This window comes from Streptococcus marimammalium DSM 18627, assembly GCF_000380045.1.
GTDB lineage: Bacteria > Bacillota > Bacilli > Lactobacillales > Streptococcaceae > Streptococcus > Streptococcus marimammalium.
Genome location: NZ_KB904363.1, coordinates 1 through 17,566 on the forward strand (window position 1 = coordinate 1; position 17,566 = coordinate 17,566).

Sequence of the window (17,566 nt, forward strand, 5' to 3'; positions counted from 1 at the left end):
TAAGAGAAAAGCAACTTGATTATCTTAAAGACCATGAAAAAGAAATGACTGAATTTATCAAGTCTTTATACCCAACTGTTGAGAGCGTTCAGTTTGATTGGGATAGTATGGATGTTGGTCAAAAAGGTAATGGGCTACCTCAAGGAGGCGGTTGGGTTTTAACTATTGATGGAAAATTCAACCATTGGGAAAATACTGAATTTACGATGGCTTTTGGGCTAGATACAAAAGAAAGTCTCCCCTCTACTGAAAGAATGGGATTCATTACACCTCTCTATATATACCGTGATGGTGGTTGGTATGATTATTAAAAATATATTTGAGTTATAAATTTAAATAATGATAAAATTTTTAAGAAGGGAATTTTATTTTGTCTAATACTAATCTACAAACATTCGATAACTTATACGCTAATTTAGCACAATCTTCATATACCGAAAGACCACTCACATTCTCTAAATATCAAAATTCAAAGAGTTTTAGAAGAATCAATTATGCTTCTGACCATATTGATGAAGAAAGTAATCTCATCACCAAAGGNNGNCAAAATCTNCCCAACAANGGTNTNNTCTACCTTCAACCAGATAAAACGGTCAAAACATATTCTTTAGTTAATGGTCATCCAAGTGTTGTATCAGATAAATATAAAGGCACAGAGGGAACTTTTCAAAAAGGGCTATTAATAGATGAAGCTGCCGGCTACAATGCCTACTTTTTAACAGATACGGATAAACTATCACAAGAAACCCAAAAAACTTTTTTAGCGGTTCGCGGTAGCGATGGTTTTAGTTGGGCTTCAGCAAATGATTGGTACAATGATGGAATATTTACTCTTTTTGATTCTTATATTCCTCAAGCCAAGATGAATAATGAAGCTATTAAAGCCAAACTTGCGGAAATGGATAAAGAAGCCCCTAATGCCTTGTTAGATTTAACGGGACACTCCCTTGGTACAATGATTGTCGCCCAATCTGTAGCTAATTTGACAAAGGAAGAACTTGCAAAAGTTGATAAAATCGTTTTGTTTAATGGCCCCGACGTTACTGATAGTTTAGATAACATGAATATCAGTAAGGAGCAACAAAAGCTTATTGGCGAAAAAATCACTTATTATCTTAATCCCTTTGATATTGTCGCTAGTCTCAATCGTAGTAAACCTGTCTCAGAACAATTAGGAACGGTCAAGATTATCGTCCCTTTAAACTATACCACAACACTTGATCATCCAAGTGCTCATGATTTTGGTGAATTTCAAATAGGTAGTACTGGCGATTTCTTGGTGGCTTCAGAAGATTTTCATCCAGAATTATTAAGAGCTCATGAAAAATTGGCAAAATTAGTTGATAATGTTGTCAATAGAACACCAGTGATATTGGGTATGTTGCTCCAAATGGGTGCAACTGATGTTATCACAAGCATATTAGAGGAAGAATATAGAACCTCCTACACGAAAGAAGCTATTCAAGAACTTCTTAAGGAATACCGTCAAATCGTTGAAGAAGCACGTTTAGCTTCTATGGAATGGGATAGAGAGCACATTCCTCTTTATCAAGAACAGATTAAAACAGCAACAGGTTTTAATAAAATTGTACTTAGGGCTCAACTTCTACATTCAGTAGCTCAACTGGCTACCTTTGAGTTTGAAGATTTATATAAGCGTGTTGACAATATATTAGTAGAAAATAAAGAATTAGTAAAAGAAAAAATTGACCAAGGCAGACGACAAGCTTATAGTTATGGTTCCTACCTTAGTATTTGGGAAAGAGAGGCCTTGATTAGTTCTTTTGTGATGGCACGCCATTGGGATAGCGCAGTGGAAGACTCAACAAGAGCAGCTGCTTCAACTTTTAAGAAAAAAATTGATCAATTTTCACAAACGTTGATGTCAGCAGCCATGCAGTTAGAAGAGGCTGATGCTTTAGGAGCAGAACTTTTTAATGAGCTTTAACAGTTATGTAAACAATAGGAGATGATGAAAAATGGAATATATTAATGGTGCATCCTATGAAATGATTTATAGGGAATGGATGAAAAGACAAGAAAGAATAATGATTCGTGCTTATTTACACAGTAAAACGCTTGAGATTTTAAGATTACACCTACCATTAAGTCTCGATTTAAAACAGTCTGCCACCGCTATGAAAAATTATGCTTCTCATACCTACGCTAATAATATCAAAGAGGGTTTTCAAGGCTCAGCCGCTGAGAGTGCTAATACTTATTTGACTCAAACACTTACTACTCCTGATTTGAAAAATCCAATTAGATAGGATAGGTGAGGTAATGAGCGATCAAAAAGCATTACAAAGATTAGAAGAGGAACATTATGAACGCCTAAGACAGCACAAAAAAGCTGAAGAGGAACTGGAAAATTATTTTTATCAATTTAAATCACAGACAAAAGATTTAATGGAACAAATCTATTATGATTATCGTCATTTTCCAATTCAAGAGGCGAGACCATTTCTAGCTGAGTTGGAGGAGAACTTATCTGCCTATCAACGTGACTATGATAATAATCGATCACGTATTGAAGAGGTACGTCAAAAAGAGAAGCGTGAGTTTAACAAGAAAGTTGAAGACTTAGAAAATCGTTATAGAGAAACGAGAGATAACGATTAAAAGCCGAAAGGCTTTTTTCTTGTCTTTATAAAGGTTTGATTACCACTATAGTTAAATTCTTTTTATCTATTGATAAATTACTCCAATTTATTTTTCATACCAGAGTTTATTTTATGCGAGATAAAGCAAGATCAAACAGATTGTTTCAAGTGACAATATCTGATTTCATCAATATAATATTGTGTATAAAAAACACCCCATTCGTTAGATTTTGTGTCTAACTTTTGGGGTGCAGTTCCTTTTTTCTTTGGGGTTTTATTTTAAGAAAATATTTGTTTTAAAAGTGTTAGAACTTTTTGTTTAGTGACTTCTTTCGACCCACTATTATCAATAATTACATCAGCTTTTTTCTTTTTGGCTTCGAGACTTTCTTGAGAGGTTATTCTTTTCATTGCCTCTTCTTCACTATAATGGTCTCGTGCCATAAGGCGGTTCAGTTGTGTTTGTTTATCTACATAAACAAGCCAAACCTCATCAACTGAAGATTCATAGTGTCGTTCAAACAAGAGAGGGATATCCATAAAAAATATTTCATGGTTTTGACTGGCACATTCTCTTTCAAAAGCTAGAGTTTCTCTGATAATATCATCTTGAAGTTGTGAAACTTTTTGTTTTACTTCTTGGTTGGAAAAAAAGAGACTTGATAATTTAGGACGGTCAATCTCACCATCACTTTGGAGAATAGTCTCACCAAAAAAATCTACTAAAACACGATAGAGTTTTCCTCCTTTTTTTTGGAGTTTATGAACCACTTCATCAGCGTCAATCACATGAAACCCTTGTTCTTTAATCAACTGACTAACAAATGATTTCCCTGAGGCAATGCCACCTGTTAAACCAATAATTCTTGATTTCATCCTTTTTGACAAGAAGGACAAAAGTGTGTCCCTCTTCCTCCTAACTTTATTTTTTCAATTGGAATTTGACAATTAAAACAAGGCAAACCTTGTCTACCATATACTTTTAAGAAATCTTGCATTTCCCCTGACTCTCCTAAGGTGTTTTGATAGGTTCTAATGGTTGACCCTCGTTTTAATACTGCAAAAGCCAGTAAATCAATAATTGCTTGGCGTAAGTGCGTCACTTGTTTTGGTGAGAGGCTTGAACTCAGTGTCTTTGGATGAATCTTACAAGTAAATAAAACCTCATCAACATAGATATTGCCTAATCCTGCAACTAGGGTTTGATCTAAAAGATGAGACTTGATTGGACGACCAGATTTTGATAGAGCTTTTTTGAAAGGAGCTAGCTTAAAGTCATTTTCTATTGGTTCTGGGCCAATTTTTTTTATTTTAAAATAGTCATCTAGTTCTACTTTAGAAAAAAGTTCCATGGTCCCAAACTTTCGGACATCCTGGTAAACCAAGGTGGAGCCATCAGATAATTCAAAAAAGGCATGGAAATGCTTGTTTTCAGGCACTTCATTAGCAAAACTAAAATATTTCCCTTCCATACGGAGATGAGAAATAATGATATTGTCGGCCAGCTCAATCAAGAGGTATTTCCCTCTTCTTTTGACAGCAGTAATCACCTTATCTGTAATTTCTTGAATAAATTGTTTTTTATCTGTTTTAATCATTTGAGGATAGGAAAAGAAGACCTTTTTGATCTTCTTTCCTACAAGTAATGTTTCTAAACCACGTCGAACAGTTTCAACTTCTGGTAATTCAGGCATGTTAACTCCTTAGTATTCTTTTTTATTATAACCAAAATCAGCTAAATCAAGTTTTTTATCACGCCAATTTTTCTTAACCTTGACCCAGGTCTCTAAAAAGACCTTATCACCCAGCATGATTTCAATATCTCTACGGGCAAGACTACCAATTTTTTTAAGCATACTGCCACTTTTACCAATGATAATGCCTTTTTGACTATCTCTTTCCACCATGATAGTCGCTCTAATATGGATTTTGTCGGTCTCTTCATCACGTTTCATTGACTCAACAACTACGGCAACTGAATGAGGCACTTCTTGCATGGTTAAATGAAGGACTTTTTCACGAATCATCTCAGACACTAAGAAACGTTCAGGGTGATCGGTAATCATATCTTCTGGAAAATATTGAAAACCCTCTTCAAGATTATCAACTAAGATACTCATCAAACGCTCAACATTGTTTCCTTGAGTGGCTGATATTGGGACAATTTCTTTGAAAGTCATCTGACTTCTAAAATCATCAATCTGTTCTAGTAATTGATTAGGATGTACCTTATCAATTTTATTAATGACTAAAATAACGGGAATGTTGGCAGCTTTTAAGCGTTCAATAATCATGTCATCACCTTTACCACGCTTTTCATCTGCTGGCACCATAAAAATAACGGTTTCCACTTCTCTTAAGGTGCTATAAGCTGACTCTACCATAAAATCGCCAAGAGCTGTTTTAGGTTTATGAATACCTGGAGTGTCAATAAAAACAATTTGCTCTGTTTTAGTGGTGTAAATTCCCATAATTTTATTACGAGTGGTTTGTGCTTTATCACTCATGATGGCAATTTTTTGACCCATCACATAGTTTAAAAAAGTTGACTTCCCAACATTTGGACGTCCTAAAATGGCTACAAAGCCTGATTTAAAAGTCATTAATTCCTCCAATACTTAATGAAAAATAAGGTTCCAAATTTTTGGAACAAAAATAACGAGACCGGTAATCACCGCATAAAAAGAAACCAGTAAAACGGCTCCTGCTGCCATATCCTTAGCATTTTTAGCTAGCATTGAAAAATGATAATCACTAGCTAAATCAACTACATTTTCAATAGCAGAATTTAATACCTCAAAAGAAATCACTAAAAAAATACTCAATAGTAGCAATAACCATTCAATGGCTGATAACTGGAAAAAAATACCAGCAAGGAAAACTAAAAGGGCAGATAAAAAGTGCTTTTTCATGTTTCGCTCTTCCTTTAAGGCCGTAAAAATACCAGTCAAGGCAAACTCAAGACTTGCTATTAGGGTTTGATTTTTCCATTTTTTCTTTGTTTTCTTATCTCGTGAGGCCATAAGCAGTCAATATCTCCTCTTGTAGCGTGAACATTTCCTTTTCTTCTTCAGGGGTATAGTGATCATATCCATTAATATGTAAAAAACCATGGACGACTAAAAAGCCCATTTCTCTCTCAAAACTATGGCCATAGTCATGTGCTTGTTCTTTAGCCTTGTCTACTGAGATAAATAATTCACCAATGTATGCATTCATTTCAATAAGCATTTCAGCCAAATCTGGATTTTCTGCCAAATCATCCTCAGAAAATAAAATCTCATTGTCTGGTTTATACTCTAGACTAATGACATCGGTCGGTCTATCAGTGTCTCGATAATAACGATTTAGCTCATGACTACGCTCATTAGTCACAAAAGTAACAGCCATTTCCTTGTCTATTTTACTGATTTTTTTGGCTGCCAAATTAAGCAAATCAAGTGTTTGCTTCTTAATCACATCAGAGACTGTATTTGTCTCATCAACCATCTCTACATACATAACCTTCTTCTTTCACTTTATGATAATTTCATTATACCATAGACCTTGCATTATTGCTTCTAACAAATAAAAAAGCAGCATCCGCTGCTCTTATTTTTTAAAATAGTTCATTTGGTATCCTTATCTTCATAAGCATTGATGATTTCAGCAACAACGGGGTGTCTGACTACATCCTTAGCAGATAAATGAACAAAATCAATGGCTTTGATGGTTCTCAATTTTTCTCTAGCATCAATCAAGCCCGAAGTCACATTTTTTGGCAAATCAATCTGACTAATATCCCCATTAACAATCATCTTGGAATTAAAACCTAGACGGGTTAAAAACATCTTCATTTGCATGATTGTTGTATTTTGCGCCTCATCAAGAATGACAAAAGCATCATCTAACGTTCGACCTCGCATATAAGCTAGAGGAGCAATTTCAATAATCTCACGCTCCATCAAACGATTAGTATGTTCTTTTCCTAAAATCTGGTAAAGTGCATCATAAACAGGACGAAGATAAGGATCAACCTTCTCTTTTAGGTCACCAGGTAAGAACCCTAGGCTTTCCCCAGCTTCAACAGCAGGACGTGTCAGGATAATACGTTTGATTTGACCTCGCTTTAATGCTGTGACTGCTAGAGTAACAGCTAGAAATGTTTTTCCTGTCCCTGCTGGACCAATGCCAAAAACAACATCATGAGACTTGATGGCGTCAACATATTCTTTTTGACCCAACGTTTTAACACGAATGGGTTTGCCGAAATTGTCTTTTATAATCTCTTCTTCATACAAAGCGACAAATTTATCAATTTCATTATTTCTAGCCATAGAAAGAGCTGTCACAACATCTGGTGTGTTGATGAGCATGCCACGACCAACTAGAATTAAAAGGGCTTCAATAGTCAAACGGGCTAGTTCTACCGCTTCTTTTCCACCAATCACTTGAATATTTTCAACACGAGCATGAATAGTCACATCTAATTCTTTTTCGATGAGTTTCAAATGACGTTCATTACTCCCAAACAGGCTAAATAAATCATCTGGATGGTTTAAAATAATATCAATAGAATAATCTTGCAAAAAGTGTCTCCTTTAGTTTAAACTCTTTATTTCATTATATAATAAATACAGTAAAATCCCTAATAAATGCCACAACTGAGTTTATTTCATCTCAATAAAAAAGTATTTTCATTTTTAATGATTGAGGTATTCTTCCCAGATCAAATCGAATTCATTTAAAGGAAAGCTAAAGCTAGCTTCTTCTTCCAAAAATCGACTAATGCAGTCAAAATCACTGGTTTGCTTGGGGAAATCAGATTCTTCAAAAATAAAATCAGCTAAAATAGCCAGAGGGGCATCACTTTTAGAATTTCTTTGTGACATTAGCCAAGTATAAAAACTTTTTCTCATTTGTTATCTCTTTCTGGAAAATATACTGAGCGTTTCACTCATAATATCTCTTAACTTTTTTTCATCATTTAAGCTGTTGGGATTAATGAGTAATTAAAGTGACACCTGTTGTATCTTGTTTAATCTTTTTTGTTTTCATCAATCCACCTAGTGCTTTTTTAAATTGACCTTTTGAAATACCAAAGGTTGTTTTGATCTCTTCTGGGGATGATTTATCATTTAAAGTCATAAAGCCACCATTACTTTCCAGATAGGTTAGAATCATTTGGGCATCATTTTCAAGCATTTCAAAAGAACGTGGTTTTAAAGAGAGATTCAACGTTTGATCAATCTCACGATAACCAATGACACGCACATTTAATTCTTGACCAAGTCTTGGTTCATTGTATCTTTCACTAGGATGAATAAAACCAAGCATATTATTATCGGGCAAATAAACAAAAGTCCCTGACAACTTCAAACGATAAACAATGGCTCTTAGTTCTTGATTATGCATGTTATCATAAGCACGTCCTGCTATTTTTTGAAAAATCTCAGGTAGAGCTAGTTGCCCCCAAATACGTCCCTTATTATCAACATCTAAAGAAATTAGTAACTGATCACCCTTTTGTGGCCACAATTGTTTTATCTCAGGTAAAATATCAAGCGACACAACAACTTCTTTATCTGGAAGCCCAGTATCAACAAAAACACCTAAATCTTTTCTAACAGCTGTTACTATTCCCCAGCCATAATGATTTCGAGTTGCTTCAATGGATTTTGTTGTTAGGCGATTTTTTTGATGTTTGTCAGTATAAGTAAAACCTGACACCATTTCACCCAAATGGTGTTCACCTTCTGTTTTATCAAGTGCAAAAGTAAGACCTTCTTTTTGGATAAAATAAAAGCTATCATTTTCATCTATCACAAGACCTGTCAATCTCGTCGCAAGTAATTCATTCATTTTTTTACCTCGTGTTTATCAAAACACATTTCTTTTTAATAATGGACTAGCTAAAGGATAGGAAAAAGGGATCTGCTTGCAAATCCCTTTGATTTAGACTTCAAGCAACTCTTTTTCTTTTTCTGCTGTCATCTGATCGATATGTTTAATGGCATCATCCGTTGCTTTTTGTATATCTTTTTCTAACGTTTTTAACTCATCTTCAGTGATTTCTTTATTTTTTTCTTGTTTTTTAGCGTCATCCATAGCATCACGTCGAATATTTCTAATGGCTATTTTGGCATTTTCTCCAACTTTTTTCACTTCTTTGGCTAATTCTTTACGTTTATCTTCTGTTAACGCAGGAATAACAAGACGAACAACATTACCATCTGATTGAGGGGTAATCCCGATATCACTGGCATTAATACTACGTTCAATTTCTTTTAAAATAGATTTGTCAAAAGGTGTGATAAGTAAAACACGTGCTTCTGGAACTGTGATAGAAGCCATTTGATTTAGGGGAGTCATTGCTCCGTAATATTCTACTTGGATACGATCTAGAAGGCTAGCATTAGCACGTCCTGCACGAATTGTTGCATACTCACGGCCAAGTGCTTGAAATGATTGTTCAAATCTTTCGTTAGCTTTTGTAATAATAGCGTTTGTCATTATTTTTCTCCTTAAAATAAAATGATTATTAATGATTATTGTTGATGTTTATTAGACACAGTTGTACCAATCGGCTCACCATAAACAACTCGTTTGATGTTGCCCAATTGGTTAAGATTAAAGACAACCAAGTCGATATCATTATCCATGGATAGTGAACTTGCCGTTGAATCCATGATCTTGAGCCCTTGTTTTAAGACTTCAATGTGGGTTAATTCATCAAATTTGATGGCATCGGCATTTTTCCTAGGATCATCATTATAGACGCCATCAACGCCATTTTTTGCCATTAAAATTGCATCTGCCTCAATTTCTACTGCTCTTAGAGCTGCTGTTGTATCTGTTGAGAAATAGGGTGAACCTGTTCCTGCTGCAAAAATAACAATACGATTTTTTTCCAAATGTCTAAGGGCACGCCCTCTAATGTAAGGTTCAGCAAGTTGTTGCATGTTGATAGCAGTCTGTACACGAGTATCAACACCATATTGCTTCAAGCTATCTGCCATCACTAAAGCATTCATGACTGTTCCAAGCATACCAGTATAGTCGGCAGAAACTCGGTCCATACCTGCTCTTGCAGCAGGTTCACCTCGCCACAAATTACCTCCACCGATGACAAGAGCAATATCAATACCTTCTTCGTGGACTTCTTGAATTTCTTTAGCCATTTTTTGAACAGTAGGCAAATCAATACCAACACCCCTCTCACCAGCTAAAGCTTCACCAGATAGTTTTATCAACACACGTTTATATTTAGGTTTTACCATATCACTACTCCTTACTTTATCTGTACTATTTTATCATATTTTATTTTTTTTAGATAGTTAAATTTATAGAGAAAACTCAAAATTAATGTCCAAAGATCACTTTTTAAAGTATAAATAAGAAGTTGTTATATTTATTCCACTAGGTGCTTTATTCTCAATAAATCAAACTTTCATTATTTTTTTAACTATCGTTGTTATTGAAATATCAAAATTTTTCTACTAGTCATTTTTGGTATAGGTGATCTAGCTTTTACTGCTTTAGAATTTATCATTGATAACTTAATCCATGATGTGTTTTCAGGTAAAATTAGAAAAGTTGTCAAATAAGAAAAAACACTTGCTTTTAGCAAGTGTTTTTAAGATTAAAGTGAATTTGTATCAACTTTGATACCAACACCTTGTGTAGTTGTGATTGAAAGGTTTGCAATATAAGTTCCTTTAGAAGTTGCTGGTTTTGCTTTAAGAATAGTATCGTGGAATGCTTTGAAGTTTTCCACTAATTTTTCCGAATCAAATGATACTTTACCGATAAGTGCTTGAACGTTACCTGCTTTATCAGCACGGTAAGTGATTTTTCCACCTTTAGACTCTTCAACAGCTTTTGTAACATCCATTGTTACAGTGCCTGTTTTAGGGTTTGGCATAAGGTTACGAGGTCCAAGAACACGTCCTAGACGTCCTACAACTGCCATCATGTCTGGTGTTGCAATAACAACATCAAACTCTAACCAACCACCTTGAATTTTTTCCACAAGGTCGTCTTCACCGACAAAATCTGCACCAGCAGCTTTTGCCTCTTCAGCTTTTGGCCCACGCGCAAAAACAAGTACGCGAGAGGTTTTTCCAGTTCCGTTAGGTAAAACCATAGCGCCACGGATTTGTTGGTCAGCTTTTTTAACATCAATATTAAGGTTATAAGCCACTTCAACTGAAGCGTCAAATTTTGCGAAGTTAGTTTCTTTTGCAAGTGCTACAGCTTCTTCAACGCTGTAGGCTTTTGTGCTGTCAATTTTTTCAAGAGCAGCACGTAATTGTTTGCTTTTTTTAGCCATTTTAAAATTCTCCTTGTAATGTGGTATTATCGATTTAAAATCTCCCACGTCACTCATCCAATTATGATGAAGTCTTGCGGGTAATGGGGTTACGATTAATCAGTAACGTTGAATCCCATAGAACGAGCAGTACCTTCAATCATACGCATTGCAGACTCAATGTTTGCAGCGTTCAAATCTGGCATTTTAGTTTCAGCAATTTCTTGTACTTGTGCACGAGTAACTGTTGCCACTTTTGTTTTGTTAGGTGTTCCAGAACCTTTTTCAACACCTGCAGCTTTTTTCAAAAGAACAGCAGCTGGTGGTGTTTTGGTAACGAAATCAAATGATTTATCCTCATATACTGAGATAACAACAGGGATAATCATGCCAGCTTGGTCAGCTGTACGAGCGTTAAACTCTTTTGTGAATCCCATAATGTTAATTCCTGCTTGACCAAGTGCTGGTCCAACTGGTGGCGCTGGTGTAGCTTTACCAGCAGGAATTTGTAGTTTGACAATTTTTTCGACTTTTTTCGCCATTTTAAAATCCTCCTGTTGTGGTTCTTTCGGTAATTAAGATTTTTACCTCCCACAGTTATGCTAATATAGCATACCTTACTATTATAACTCAAAATCTGAAAATTGCAAGAAAGTTTCTTTATTTTTTTTCGTAAAAAGCAGAAGCATTGACAAAGATCGATAGATTTTTTCTGTTTTTTTCATATGAATATTTTAGTTTTGCATTTACAATTAAAGCGATTAACGTTAAAATAGAATCATGATGATATATAAATTAATGGCCGTGCTTTTTATTATAGTAACACCTGTTTTCTCATTTATTCTTGTGAGATTATTAGGACTTAGCAAATATAAGATTAACTTAGCAGACCTTTCTCTCCCTCTTTTTGTTGGAGAAATTTATCTGGTATCTAAGAATTTTTTTACACATAGTTTTATTTTTTATTATCTGATTGTAATGTCACTCCTTGCTATCGGACTAACAATTTGGTTACTACGTTCTAAAAAAGAATTCCACTATCGTCGCTTCTTTAAATTCTTTTGGCGAACTGGGTTTATTTTAACTTTTTTATTTTACTTAACAACAGTAATAGCCATCTTTTTTTAACCAGTCATTAAAACATTCTAATGTTATGAAGTAAGAAAAAATATTTAATTTCTAACCCGACAAACTGATTTATGAAAATAAATATAAGCTTCCGAGAGATTTCTCTTCTAGCTAATTACAGAAATTGTTATGAGCTACATTTAACTTCCTTTTCAAAAACATTAGTTTTACAAAATAAAAATTAAAAAAAACATGTTCAATTGAACATGTTTTTTATTATTTTTATTGTCTGATTAGATAATCAAAAGCGCCAAGAGCTGCTGTAGCACCAGAACCCATTGAGATAATGATTTGTTTATAGGCAGAATTAGTACAATCACCAGCAGCAAATACTCCAGCTAGATTCGTTGAGCCATGATTATCAACTTCTATTTCACCTCTATTATTTAAAATAATACCACTATCTTTTAGCCATTCTGTATTTGGGACTAGCCCAATTTGGACAAAAACCCCTTCCAAATCTAATCTTGTTTCTTGGCTGGTTTCTCTGTCAATATAAACAAGGCCATTAACATGACTGTCACCAACAATTTCTTTTGTTGATGCATTTTTTATAACAGTCACATTATCTAGTTTTGCTATACGTTCTTGTAATATCTTATCAGCTTTTAGCTCTGGTAAAAATTCTAAAACATAAACATGACTAGCAAGTCCAGCTAAATCAATAGCAGCTTCCAATCCAGAATTTCCACCACCAATTACTGCCACTTTTTTATCTGTAAATAAAGGGCCATCACAGTGCGGACAGTAAGTCACACCTTTATTGCGGAATTTTTCTTCACCAGGAACATTAATGTTTCGCCATTTTGCACCAAGTGATAAAATAACCGTTTTTGATTTTAGAATAGCACCATTTGCCAATTCTATTTCGATAACATTTGATTGTTTCAAAGAAACTGCTCGCTGAGACTTCATAATATCAACATCGTAGGATTTGGTATGTGCTTCTATTTGAGCCATCAATTGAGACCCTTCCGTATACGTTGTCCCAATCATATTTTCAATGCCGACAGTCTCTAATACTTGACCACCAAAAGTTTCCGCTAAAAGACCAGTTTTAATCCCTTTTCTTGCAGCATAGATTGCTGCACTATTACCAGCTGGGCCACCACCAACAACCAAAACATCATAAAGACCTTTGTCAGAAAAATTTTCCTTTGATAAAGGTGCTGTCACTAAGTCTAACAGTTGCTCAATTGTGTTACGACCAGAAGTTAGTTCCTCACCGTTTAAATAAACCGTTGGGACAGCCATAAGCCCCTTTGCCTCAATTTCGTCTTTAAACATTCCACCTTCAATCATAACATGAGAAATGTTTGGGTTGAGAACCGACATAATATTTAGTGCTTGCACAACATCTGGGCAATTGTGACAGGATAAACTAACATAAGTTTCAAAATGGAGGTTTTTATCGATTCGTTTAATTCTATCAATCACTTCTTGATCAATTTTTGGTGCGCGACCAGAAACTTGTAGTAAAGCTAATATAAACGAAGTGAATTCATGTCCTAAAGGAAGTCCAGCAAATTCAACGCCACTTTCTTCTCCTTTTTTAGCTATACGAAAACTCGGTAAACGACTTAGTTTTTTTTCTTCAAAACTAATACGATCTGACATTTCAATAATTTCATTAAGAAAATCTTTGATTTTTAAAGAATTGTCATCATCTGATAAATGTGCTTGGAAAACAATATCTGACTCAAGTAAAGCAAGATATTGTGCTAATTGATCTTTAATACCAGCATCTAAAGCCATAAGCCATCTCCTTAAATTTTACCAACTAAGTCAATATTAGGTGCTAACGTTTCATCTCCTTCTTTCCATTTAGCAGGGCAAACTTCATTTGGATGTTGTCTAACATATTGTGCTGCACGAATTTTATCAATTAATGAACTTGCGTCTCGACCAATACCATCGGCATTAATCTCCATCATTTGAATGACACCATCTGGATCGATAATAAATGTTCCACGTTGAGCTAGCCCATCCTCACCTAAAACATCAAACCCAATTGATAATTCGTGTGATGGATCACCAATCATGGCATAGGTAATTGTTCCAACAACGTCTGAGTCATCATGCCAAGCTTTATGTACAAAATGAGTATCTGTTGACACAGAATAAACCTCAACTCCCAATGATTGTAGCGCTGCATATTGTTCTTGTAAATCACCTAATTCTGTAGGGCAAACAAAGGAGAAATCCGCAGGATAAAAACAAAAAACAGCCCATTTCCCTTTCACATCTTTATCAGTTATAGTAATAAATTTTCCGTTTTTATAAGCTGTTGAAGTAAATTCAACCATTTGTTTTCCAACTAATGACATAGATTAGTCCCCCTTTTAATTTATAAATTTTTCTATAAGATTATTATAGGAAAAAAAACGTTTAAAGTCCAACAAACACTTGGATTTTCATGATTTAATTTAGCCTTATCTTTTCAATGAAAATAGTAATGATGACAATTGTTAAACAGCGGGCTGAAAAATATGTAAGAATCAAATTTTTAAATACTTATCAGTTTTGAAGTGAGTTTAGAAATCAGGTATAAAAAAGCCCCATCATTTAAAAATGATGGGATTGTGATTTGGGATTAAATGTTATCAACGAGATGGTATTCTACTATTGGTTTAGGTTCTTTTGTTAGTTTTTTGAATTCCAAATGATGTGTAGGATCATCAATTAAGAGTATTTTGGGTGATTCATCTAGATTGGTTACTAAGGAAATAACATAATTTTTTCTATATTGTTTTGCTTTTTCATATTCTTTTTCTGTCATTCTAAAAGTACCATGTTTTGCTCTAATGCCTTTCACTTCTGACAAATAATGGTTATTACCAACACTGATTTGAAAGTCATAACCATCACCATATAATCTAGCATCTTCTAATATCCCTTTTCTGAAAAGATCTTGCTCTTTATAATGACTCATGAAATAAAGTTCTGCTTCAAGGCCTGTTTCTTGTAATCTCTTAAAGCGTGATGAAATGATAGGTTTGTCAATGACAGTTATATTAGAGAGGTGATAATTCTCCTTAAGATATAATTTAACAATATCAGCAAACTCTTTAGCATTTGCTTGACCAAATAATGTATCGATCAAATCTTTTCGGTGACGATAAACATCCGCTTTTTGCCACCAACCACGTCTACCATTATCAAAATATGGGTCAAATAAATCCATACGATTCTTGAGAACACCACTTGTAGCTACTAATTTTAAATCAACAAAATAGCGATAAAAAGCAATCTTTGTGTTAAAACCAAACTCTTGAACAAATGCCATATTAAACTTAGCTAAACCATAACCAATTAGGTTCAATACTTCATAATTTTTATGTTTGCTTGCCATTATTTTCTCTCTTCTTTCACCAAACTTTTTTAAAAGAGAGGGACAAATTTTCATCCCACTCTTTTATTTCCCTTGTAAAACTTTTCGTGGTTTGGTGCCTTCGGCTGGGCCGATGACGCCTGCTTCTTCTAGTTCTTCCATCAAGCGTGTTGCTCGGTTAAAACCTACAGATAAGCGTCTTTGTAACATTGAAGCACTAGCTTTTTGGGACTCAATAATCAATGTCTTAGCTTCTTCAAATAAAGGATCCCCCTCACCAGATGAACCATCACTTGAGGTATCATTTTCTGATACTTCGCCTGGATCAAAGTTCTCATCATAGTCTGCGTCAGCTTGTTTTTTGATAAAGTCAACAATTCGTTCAACATCGTCATCTGAGATGAATGACCCTTGCAAACGAACTGGGTGATTTTCATCAATTGGTTTAAAGAGCATATCGCCCCTTCCAAGGAGTTTTTCTGCGCCATTTTCATCGAGAATGGTTCGACTATCTGTCCCACTTGATACCGCAAAGGCAATTCGACTTGGCACATTGGCTTTAATCAAACCACTAATAACATCAACACTAGGGCGTTGCGTTGCAAGAATCATGTGGATACCGGCTGCTCTAGCTTTTTGCCCCAAGCGAATAATGGCATCTTCAACTTCCTTACTAGCCACCATCATTAGGTCAGCCAATTCGTCAACGATGACAACAAGAAGTGGTAGTGGAATCTGTTTGACATCTGATGTGAGGTTATATTCTGCTACTTTGGCATTATAACCGGCAATGTTTCTAACACCGATTCGGCTAAAGAGCTCATATCGATTTTCCATCTCATCCACCACTTTTTGAAGTGCCTTACTAGCTTTTCGAGGATTGGTCACCACAGGAATCAAGAGATGAGGAATATCATTGTAAACGGATAGTTCGACCATTTTCGGATCAATCATCATCATTTTAACCTGATCTGGTCTAGCTTTCATTAAAATACTTGCGATAATACCATTTATCGCAACTGACTTCCCAGAACCGGTGGAGCCGGCAACAAGCAAATGAGGCATTCTTGCCAGATTAAAGGAACGACTAGTGCCATTAACAGCTTTTCCAAGCGGTACTTCAAGCAGTTTTTCTGGGTCTGTTTTTGACTGTTCCCATAATTCTCTAAAAGAAACTGTTGCCACTTCTGAGTTTGGCACCTCAATGCCGACCAAGGACTTCCCTGGAATTGGTGCCTCAATACGAACGTCTTTTGCTGCTAGGGCAAGGGCTAAGTCATCAGCCAAGTTAGAAATGCGATTGACACGAACACCAATGGCCGGTTTGACCTCATATTTTGTCACAGAAGGGCCTATCTCTGCTCTTTCAACAACCACTTTAATGCCAAAGCTAGCAAATGTTGCTTCTAAGACTTTGATATTGTCACGAACTAGTTTTTTCTCACGAGTTTGGTTTTTCGGCTTGTCAACATCAAATAAATCGATAGTTGGCAACTGATAGTGAAACGTTTTTTTAGGAGTGAAATCAACATCTAGTGGCTTCTCATCATCATTTAGAGGAGTTTCTTCTTTAAAATCATCATCTAGGTCGTAGATGATTTCTTCTTCCTCGTCTGCGACATAGCCTACTATTTCAGGCTCTCGATAGCTTTTTGACTCAAAAAACTTATCTTGAGCTCCTAAAACTGCATCCTCACTAGAAAATGTTACGTCATCTAACTCTTCATCAGCCACTTCAATAGCTGCAAGAGCTTTTTCTTCTTCTATGCGTTTCTTTTCTTCTTGTTTGAGAAAACGTTCCTGTCTTTTTCGTTCATTTCTGACTCTTATTTTTTGAATGATGTCTTTCACAAATTCAGTGATATCTCTAATATTCCATGGTGTCATCAAGAACAATCCTAATAAGATAAAGAGCCCACCGATAAAGAAACTACCAATGTTTGAGAATAAAAAAGAAATAGGTTTGTATAAAAGAGCACCAATCATGCCTCCACCAGTGAAGGCTTTGACCTGAAAAGCCATTAAATCCTCAACGATGACTTTCATTGTTCCAGCAAAAATCTCCTTGCCCCTCATAATTGGCAGTGAAAAGAAATAAGCATGCCATTCTAAAAGAAGCCCCATGAGTAGCATGATAAAGCCTCCTAAAAGGCCGTCTTTTTGACGAATCCATTTGAAGGCATACAAATAAATAAGATATGAAAAAATAACAAG

The 17,566-nt window shown here is 35.1% G+C and carries 20 protein-coding genes and 1 pseudogene; 5 read left to right on the plus strand and 16 right to left on the minus strand.

The window, feature by feature from the left end; genetic code table 11:
- The 4 genes from A3I1_RS0107420 to A3I1_RS0107435 all read left to right on the plus strand — a co-directional run.
- Positions 1–311, plus strand: a 311-nt coding sequence (locus A3I1_RS0107420) for a hypothetical protein (RefSeq protein WP_018370651.1), incomplete at its 5' end; no start/stop codon positions are given.
- A gap of 551 nt (positions 312–862) precedes the next feature.
- Complete coding sequence (locus A3I1_RS08065; RefSeq protein ID WP_473965401.1) at positions 863–1,948, plus strand: hypothetical protein; 1,086 nt, start codon at positions 863–865, stop codon at positions 1,946–1,948.
- A 31-nt stretch (positions 1,949–1,979) separates the two neighbouring features.
- Positions 1,980–2,270 (plus strand): hypothetical protein, encoded by a 291-nt coding sequence (locus tag A3I1_RS0107430; RefSeq protein ID WP_018370653.1) that lies wholly within the window; start codon positions 1,980–1,982, stop codon positions 2,268–2,270.
- A gap of 13 nt (positions 2,271–2,283) precedes the next feature.
- Positions 2,284–2,622: a hypothetical protein gene (locus tag A3I1_RS0107435; protein ID WP_018370654.1), complete on the plus strand. Its 339-nt coding sequence runs from the start codon at positions 2,284–2,286 to the stop codon at positions 2,620–2,622.
- A 260-nt stretch (positions 2,623–2,882) separates the two neighbouring features.
- On the opposite strand, the gene coaE is transcribed toward A3I1_RS0107435, so the two are convergent.
- From coaE to rplK, 12 genes are all read right to left on the minus strand, one after another.
- Positions 2,883–3,479: a dephospho-CoA kinase gene (coaE, locus tag A3I1_RS0107440; protein WP_018370655.1), complete on the minus strand. Its 597-nt coding sequence runs from the start codon at positions 3,477–3,479 to the stop codon at positions 2,883–2,885.
- Positions 3,476–4,297 (minus strand): DNA-formamidopyrimidine glycosylase, encoded by an 822-nt coding sequence (mutM, locus tag A3I1_RS0107445; RefSeq protein ID WP_018370656.1) that lies wholly within the window; start codon positions 4,295–4,297, stop codon positions 3,476–3,478. The genes coaE and mutM overlap by 4 nt, the downstream gene beginning before the upstream one ends.
- A 9-nt stretch (positions 4,298–4,306) precedes the next feature.
- Positions 4,307–5,206: a GTPase Era gene (gene era, locus A3I1_RS0107450; RefSeq protein WP_018370657.1), complete on the minus strand. Its 900-nt coding sequence runs from the start codon at positions 5,204–5,206 to the stop codon at positions 4,307–4,309.
- A 15-nt stretch (positions 5,207–5,221) separates the two neighbouring features.
- The gene (locus tag A3I1_RS08460; protein WP_018370658.1) at positions 5,222–5,626 is read right to left on the minus strand and encodes a diacylglycerol kinase family protein; all 405 of its coding nucleotides are present in this window, start codon (positions 5,624–5,626) and stop codon (positions 5,222–5,224) included.
- On the minus strand, positions 5,610–6,104 hold the full coding sequence (ybeY, locus tag A3I1_RS0107460; protein ID WP_018370659.1) for an rRNA maturation RNase YbeY: 495 nt from the start codon (positions 6,102–6,104) through the stop codon (positions 5,610–5,612). The genes A3I1_RS08460 and ybeY overlap by 17 nt, the downstream gene beginning before the upstream one ends.
- 107 nt (positions 6,105–6,211) lie before the next feature.
- On the minus strand, positions 6,212–7,171 hold the full coding sequence (locus tag A3I1_RS0107465) for a PhoH family protein (RefSeq protein WP_018370660.1): 960 nt from the start codon (positions 7,169–7,171) through the stop codon (positions 6,212–6,214).
- Between the two features lie 114 nt (positions 7,172–7,285).
- The gene (locus A3I1_RS0107470; protein ID WP_018370661.1) at positions 7,286–7,501 is read right to left on the minus strand and encodes a YozE family protein; all 216 of its coding nucleotides are present in this window, start codon (positions 7,499–7,501) and stop codon (positions 7,286–7,288) included.
- 82 nt (positions 7,502–7,583) lie between these two features.
- A complete protein-coding gene (locus A3I1_RS0107475; RefSeq protein WP_018370662.1) occupies positions 7,584–8,444 on the minus strand; it encodes a CvfB family protein in 861 nt (286 codons plus the stop codon).
- A gap of 93 nt (positions 8,445–8,537) precedes the next feature.
- Positions 8,538–9,095 carry a ribosome recycling factor gene (gene frr, locus A3I1_RS0107480; protein WP_018370663.1) on the minus strand — a complete coding sequence of 186 codons (558 nt, stop codon included), beginning with the start codon at positions 9,093–9,095 and terminating at the stop codon, positions 8,538–8,540.
- 35 nt (positions 9,096–9,130) lie between these two features.
- Positions 9,131–9,862 (minus strand): UMP kinase, encoded by a 732-nt coding sequence (pyrH, locus tag A3I1_RS0107485; RefSeq protein WP_018370664.1) that lies wholly within the window; start codon positions 9,860–9,862, stop codon positions 9,131–9,133.
- Positions 9,863–10,224: 362 nt separating this feature from the next.
- Positions 10,225–10,914 (minus strand): 50S ribosomal protein L1, encoded by a 690-nt coding sequence (gene rplA, locus A3I1_RS0107490; protein WP_018370665.1) that lies wholly within the window; start codon positions 10,912–10,914, stop codon positions 10,225–10,227.
- Between the two features lie 95 nt (positions 10,915–11,009).
- Complete coding sequence (rplK, locus tag A3I1_RS0107495) at positions 11,010–11,435, minus strand: 50S ribosomal protein L11 (protein ID WP_018370666.1); 426 nt, start codon at positions 11,433–11,435, stop codon at positions 11,010–11,012.
- A gap of 238 nt (positions 11,436–11,673) precedes the next feature.
- Between rplK and A3I1_RS0107500 the strand changes: the two genes are divergently transcribed.
- Complete coding sequence (locus A3I1_RS0107500; protein ID WP_026216821.1) at positions 11,674–12,021, plus strand: DUF3397 domain-containing protein; 348 nt, start codon at positions 11,674–11,676, stop codon at positions 12,019–12,021.
- A 222-nt stretch (positions 12,022–12,243) separates the two neighbouring features.
- On the opposite strand, the gene ahpF is transcribed toward A3I1_RS0107500, so the two are convergent.
- The 4 genes and pseudogenes from ahpF to A3I1_RS0107520 all read right to left on the minus strand — a co-directional run.
- Positions 12,244–13,776 (minus strand): alkyl hydroperoxide reductase subunit F, encoded by a 1,533-nt coding sequence (gene ahpF / locus A3I1_RS0107505; protein ID WP_018370668.1) that lies wholly within the window; start codon positions 13,774–13,776, stop codon positions 12,244–12,246.
- Positions 13,777–13,787: 11 nt separating this feature from the next.
- Positions 13,788–14,348, minus strand: a complete 561-nt coding sequence (gene ahpC / locus A3I1_RS0107510) for an alkyl hydroperoxide reductase subunit C (RefSeq protein ID WP_018370669.1) — start codon at positions 14,346–14,348, stop codon at positions 13,788–13,790.
- Between the two features lie 266 nt (positions 14,349–14,614).
- Entirely contained in the window at positions 14,615–15,373 is a 759-nt protein-coding gene (locus tag A3I1_RS0107515) for a protein NO VEIN domain-containing protein (RefSeq protein ID WP_018370670.1), read from the minus strand.
- A gap of 63 nt (positions 15,374–15,436) precedes the next feature.
- A pseudogene (locus A3I1_RS0107520) lies at positions 15,437–17,362 on the minus strand (DNA translocase FtsK); the annotation flags it as partial.
- Between the last annotated feature and the right edge of the window lie 204 nt (positions 17,363–17,566).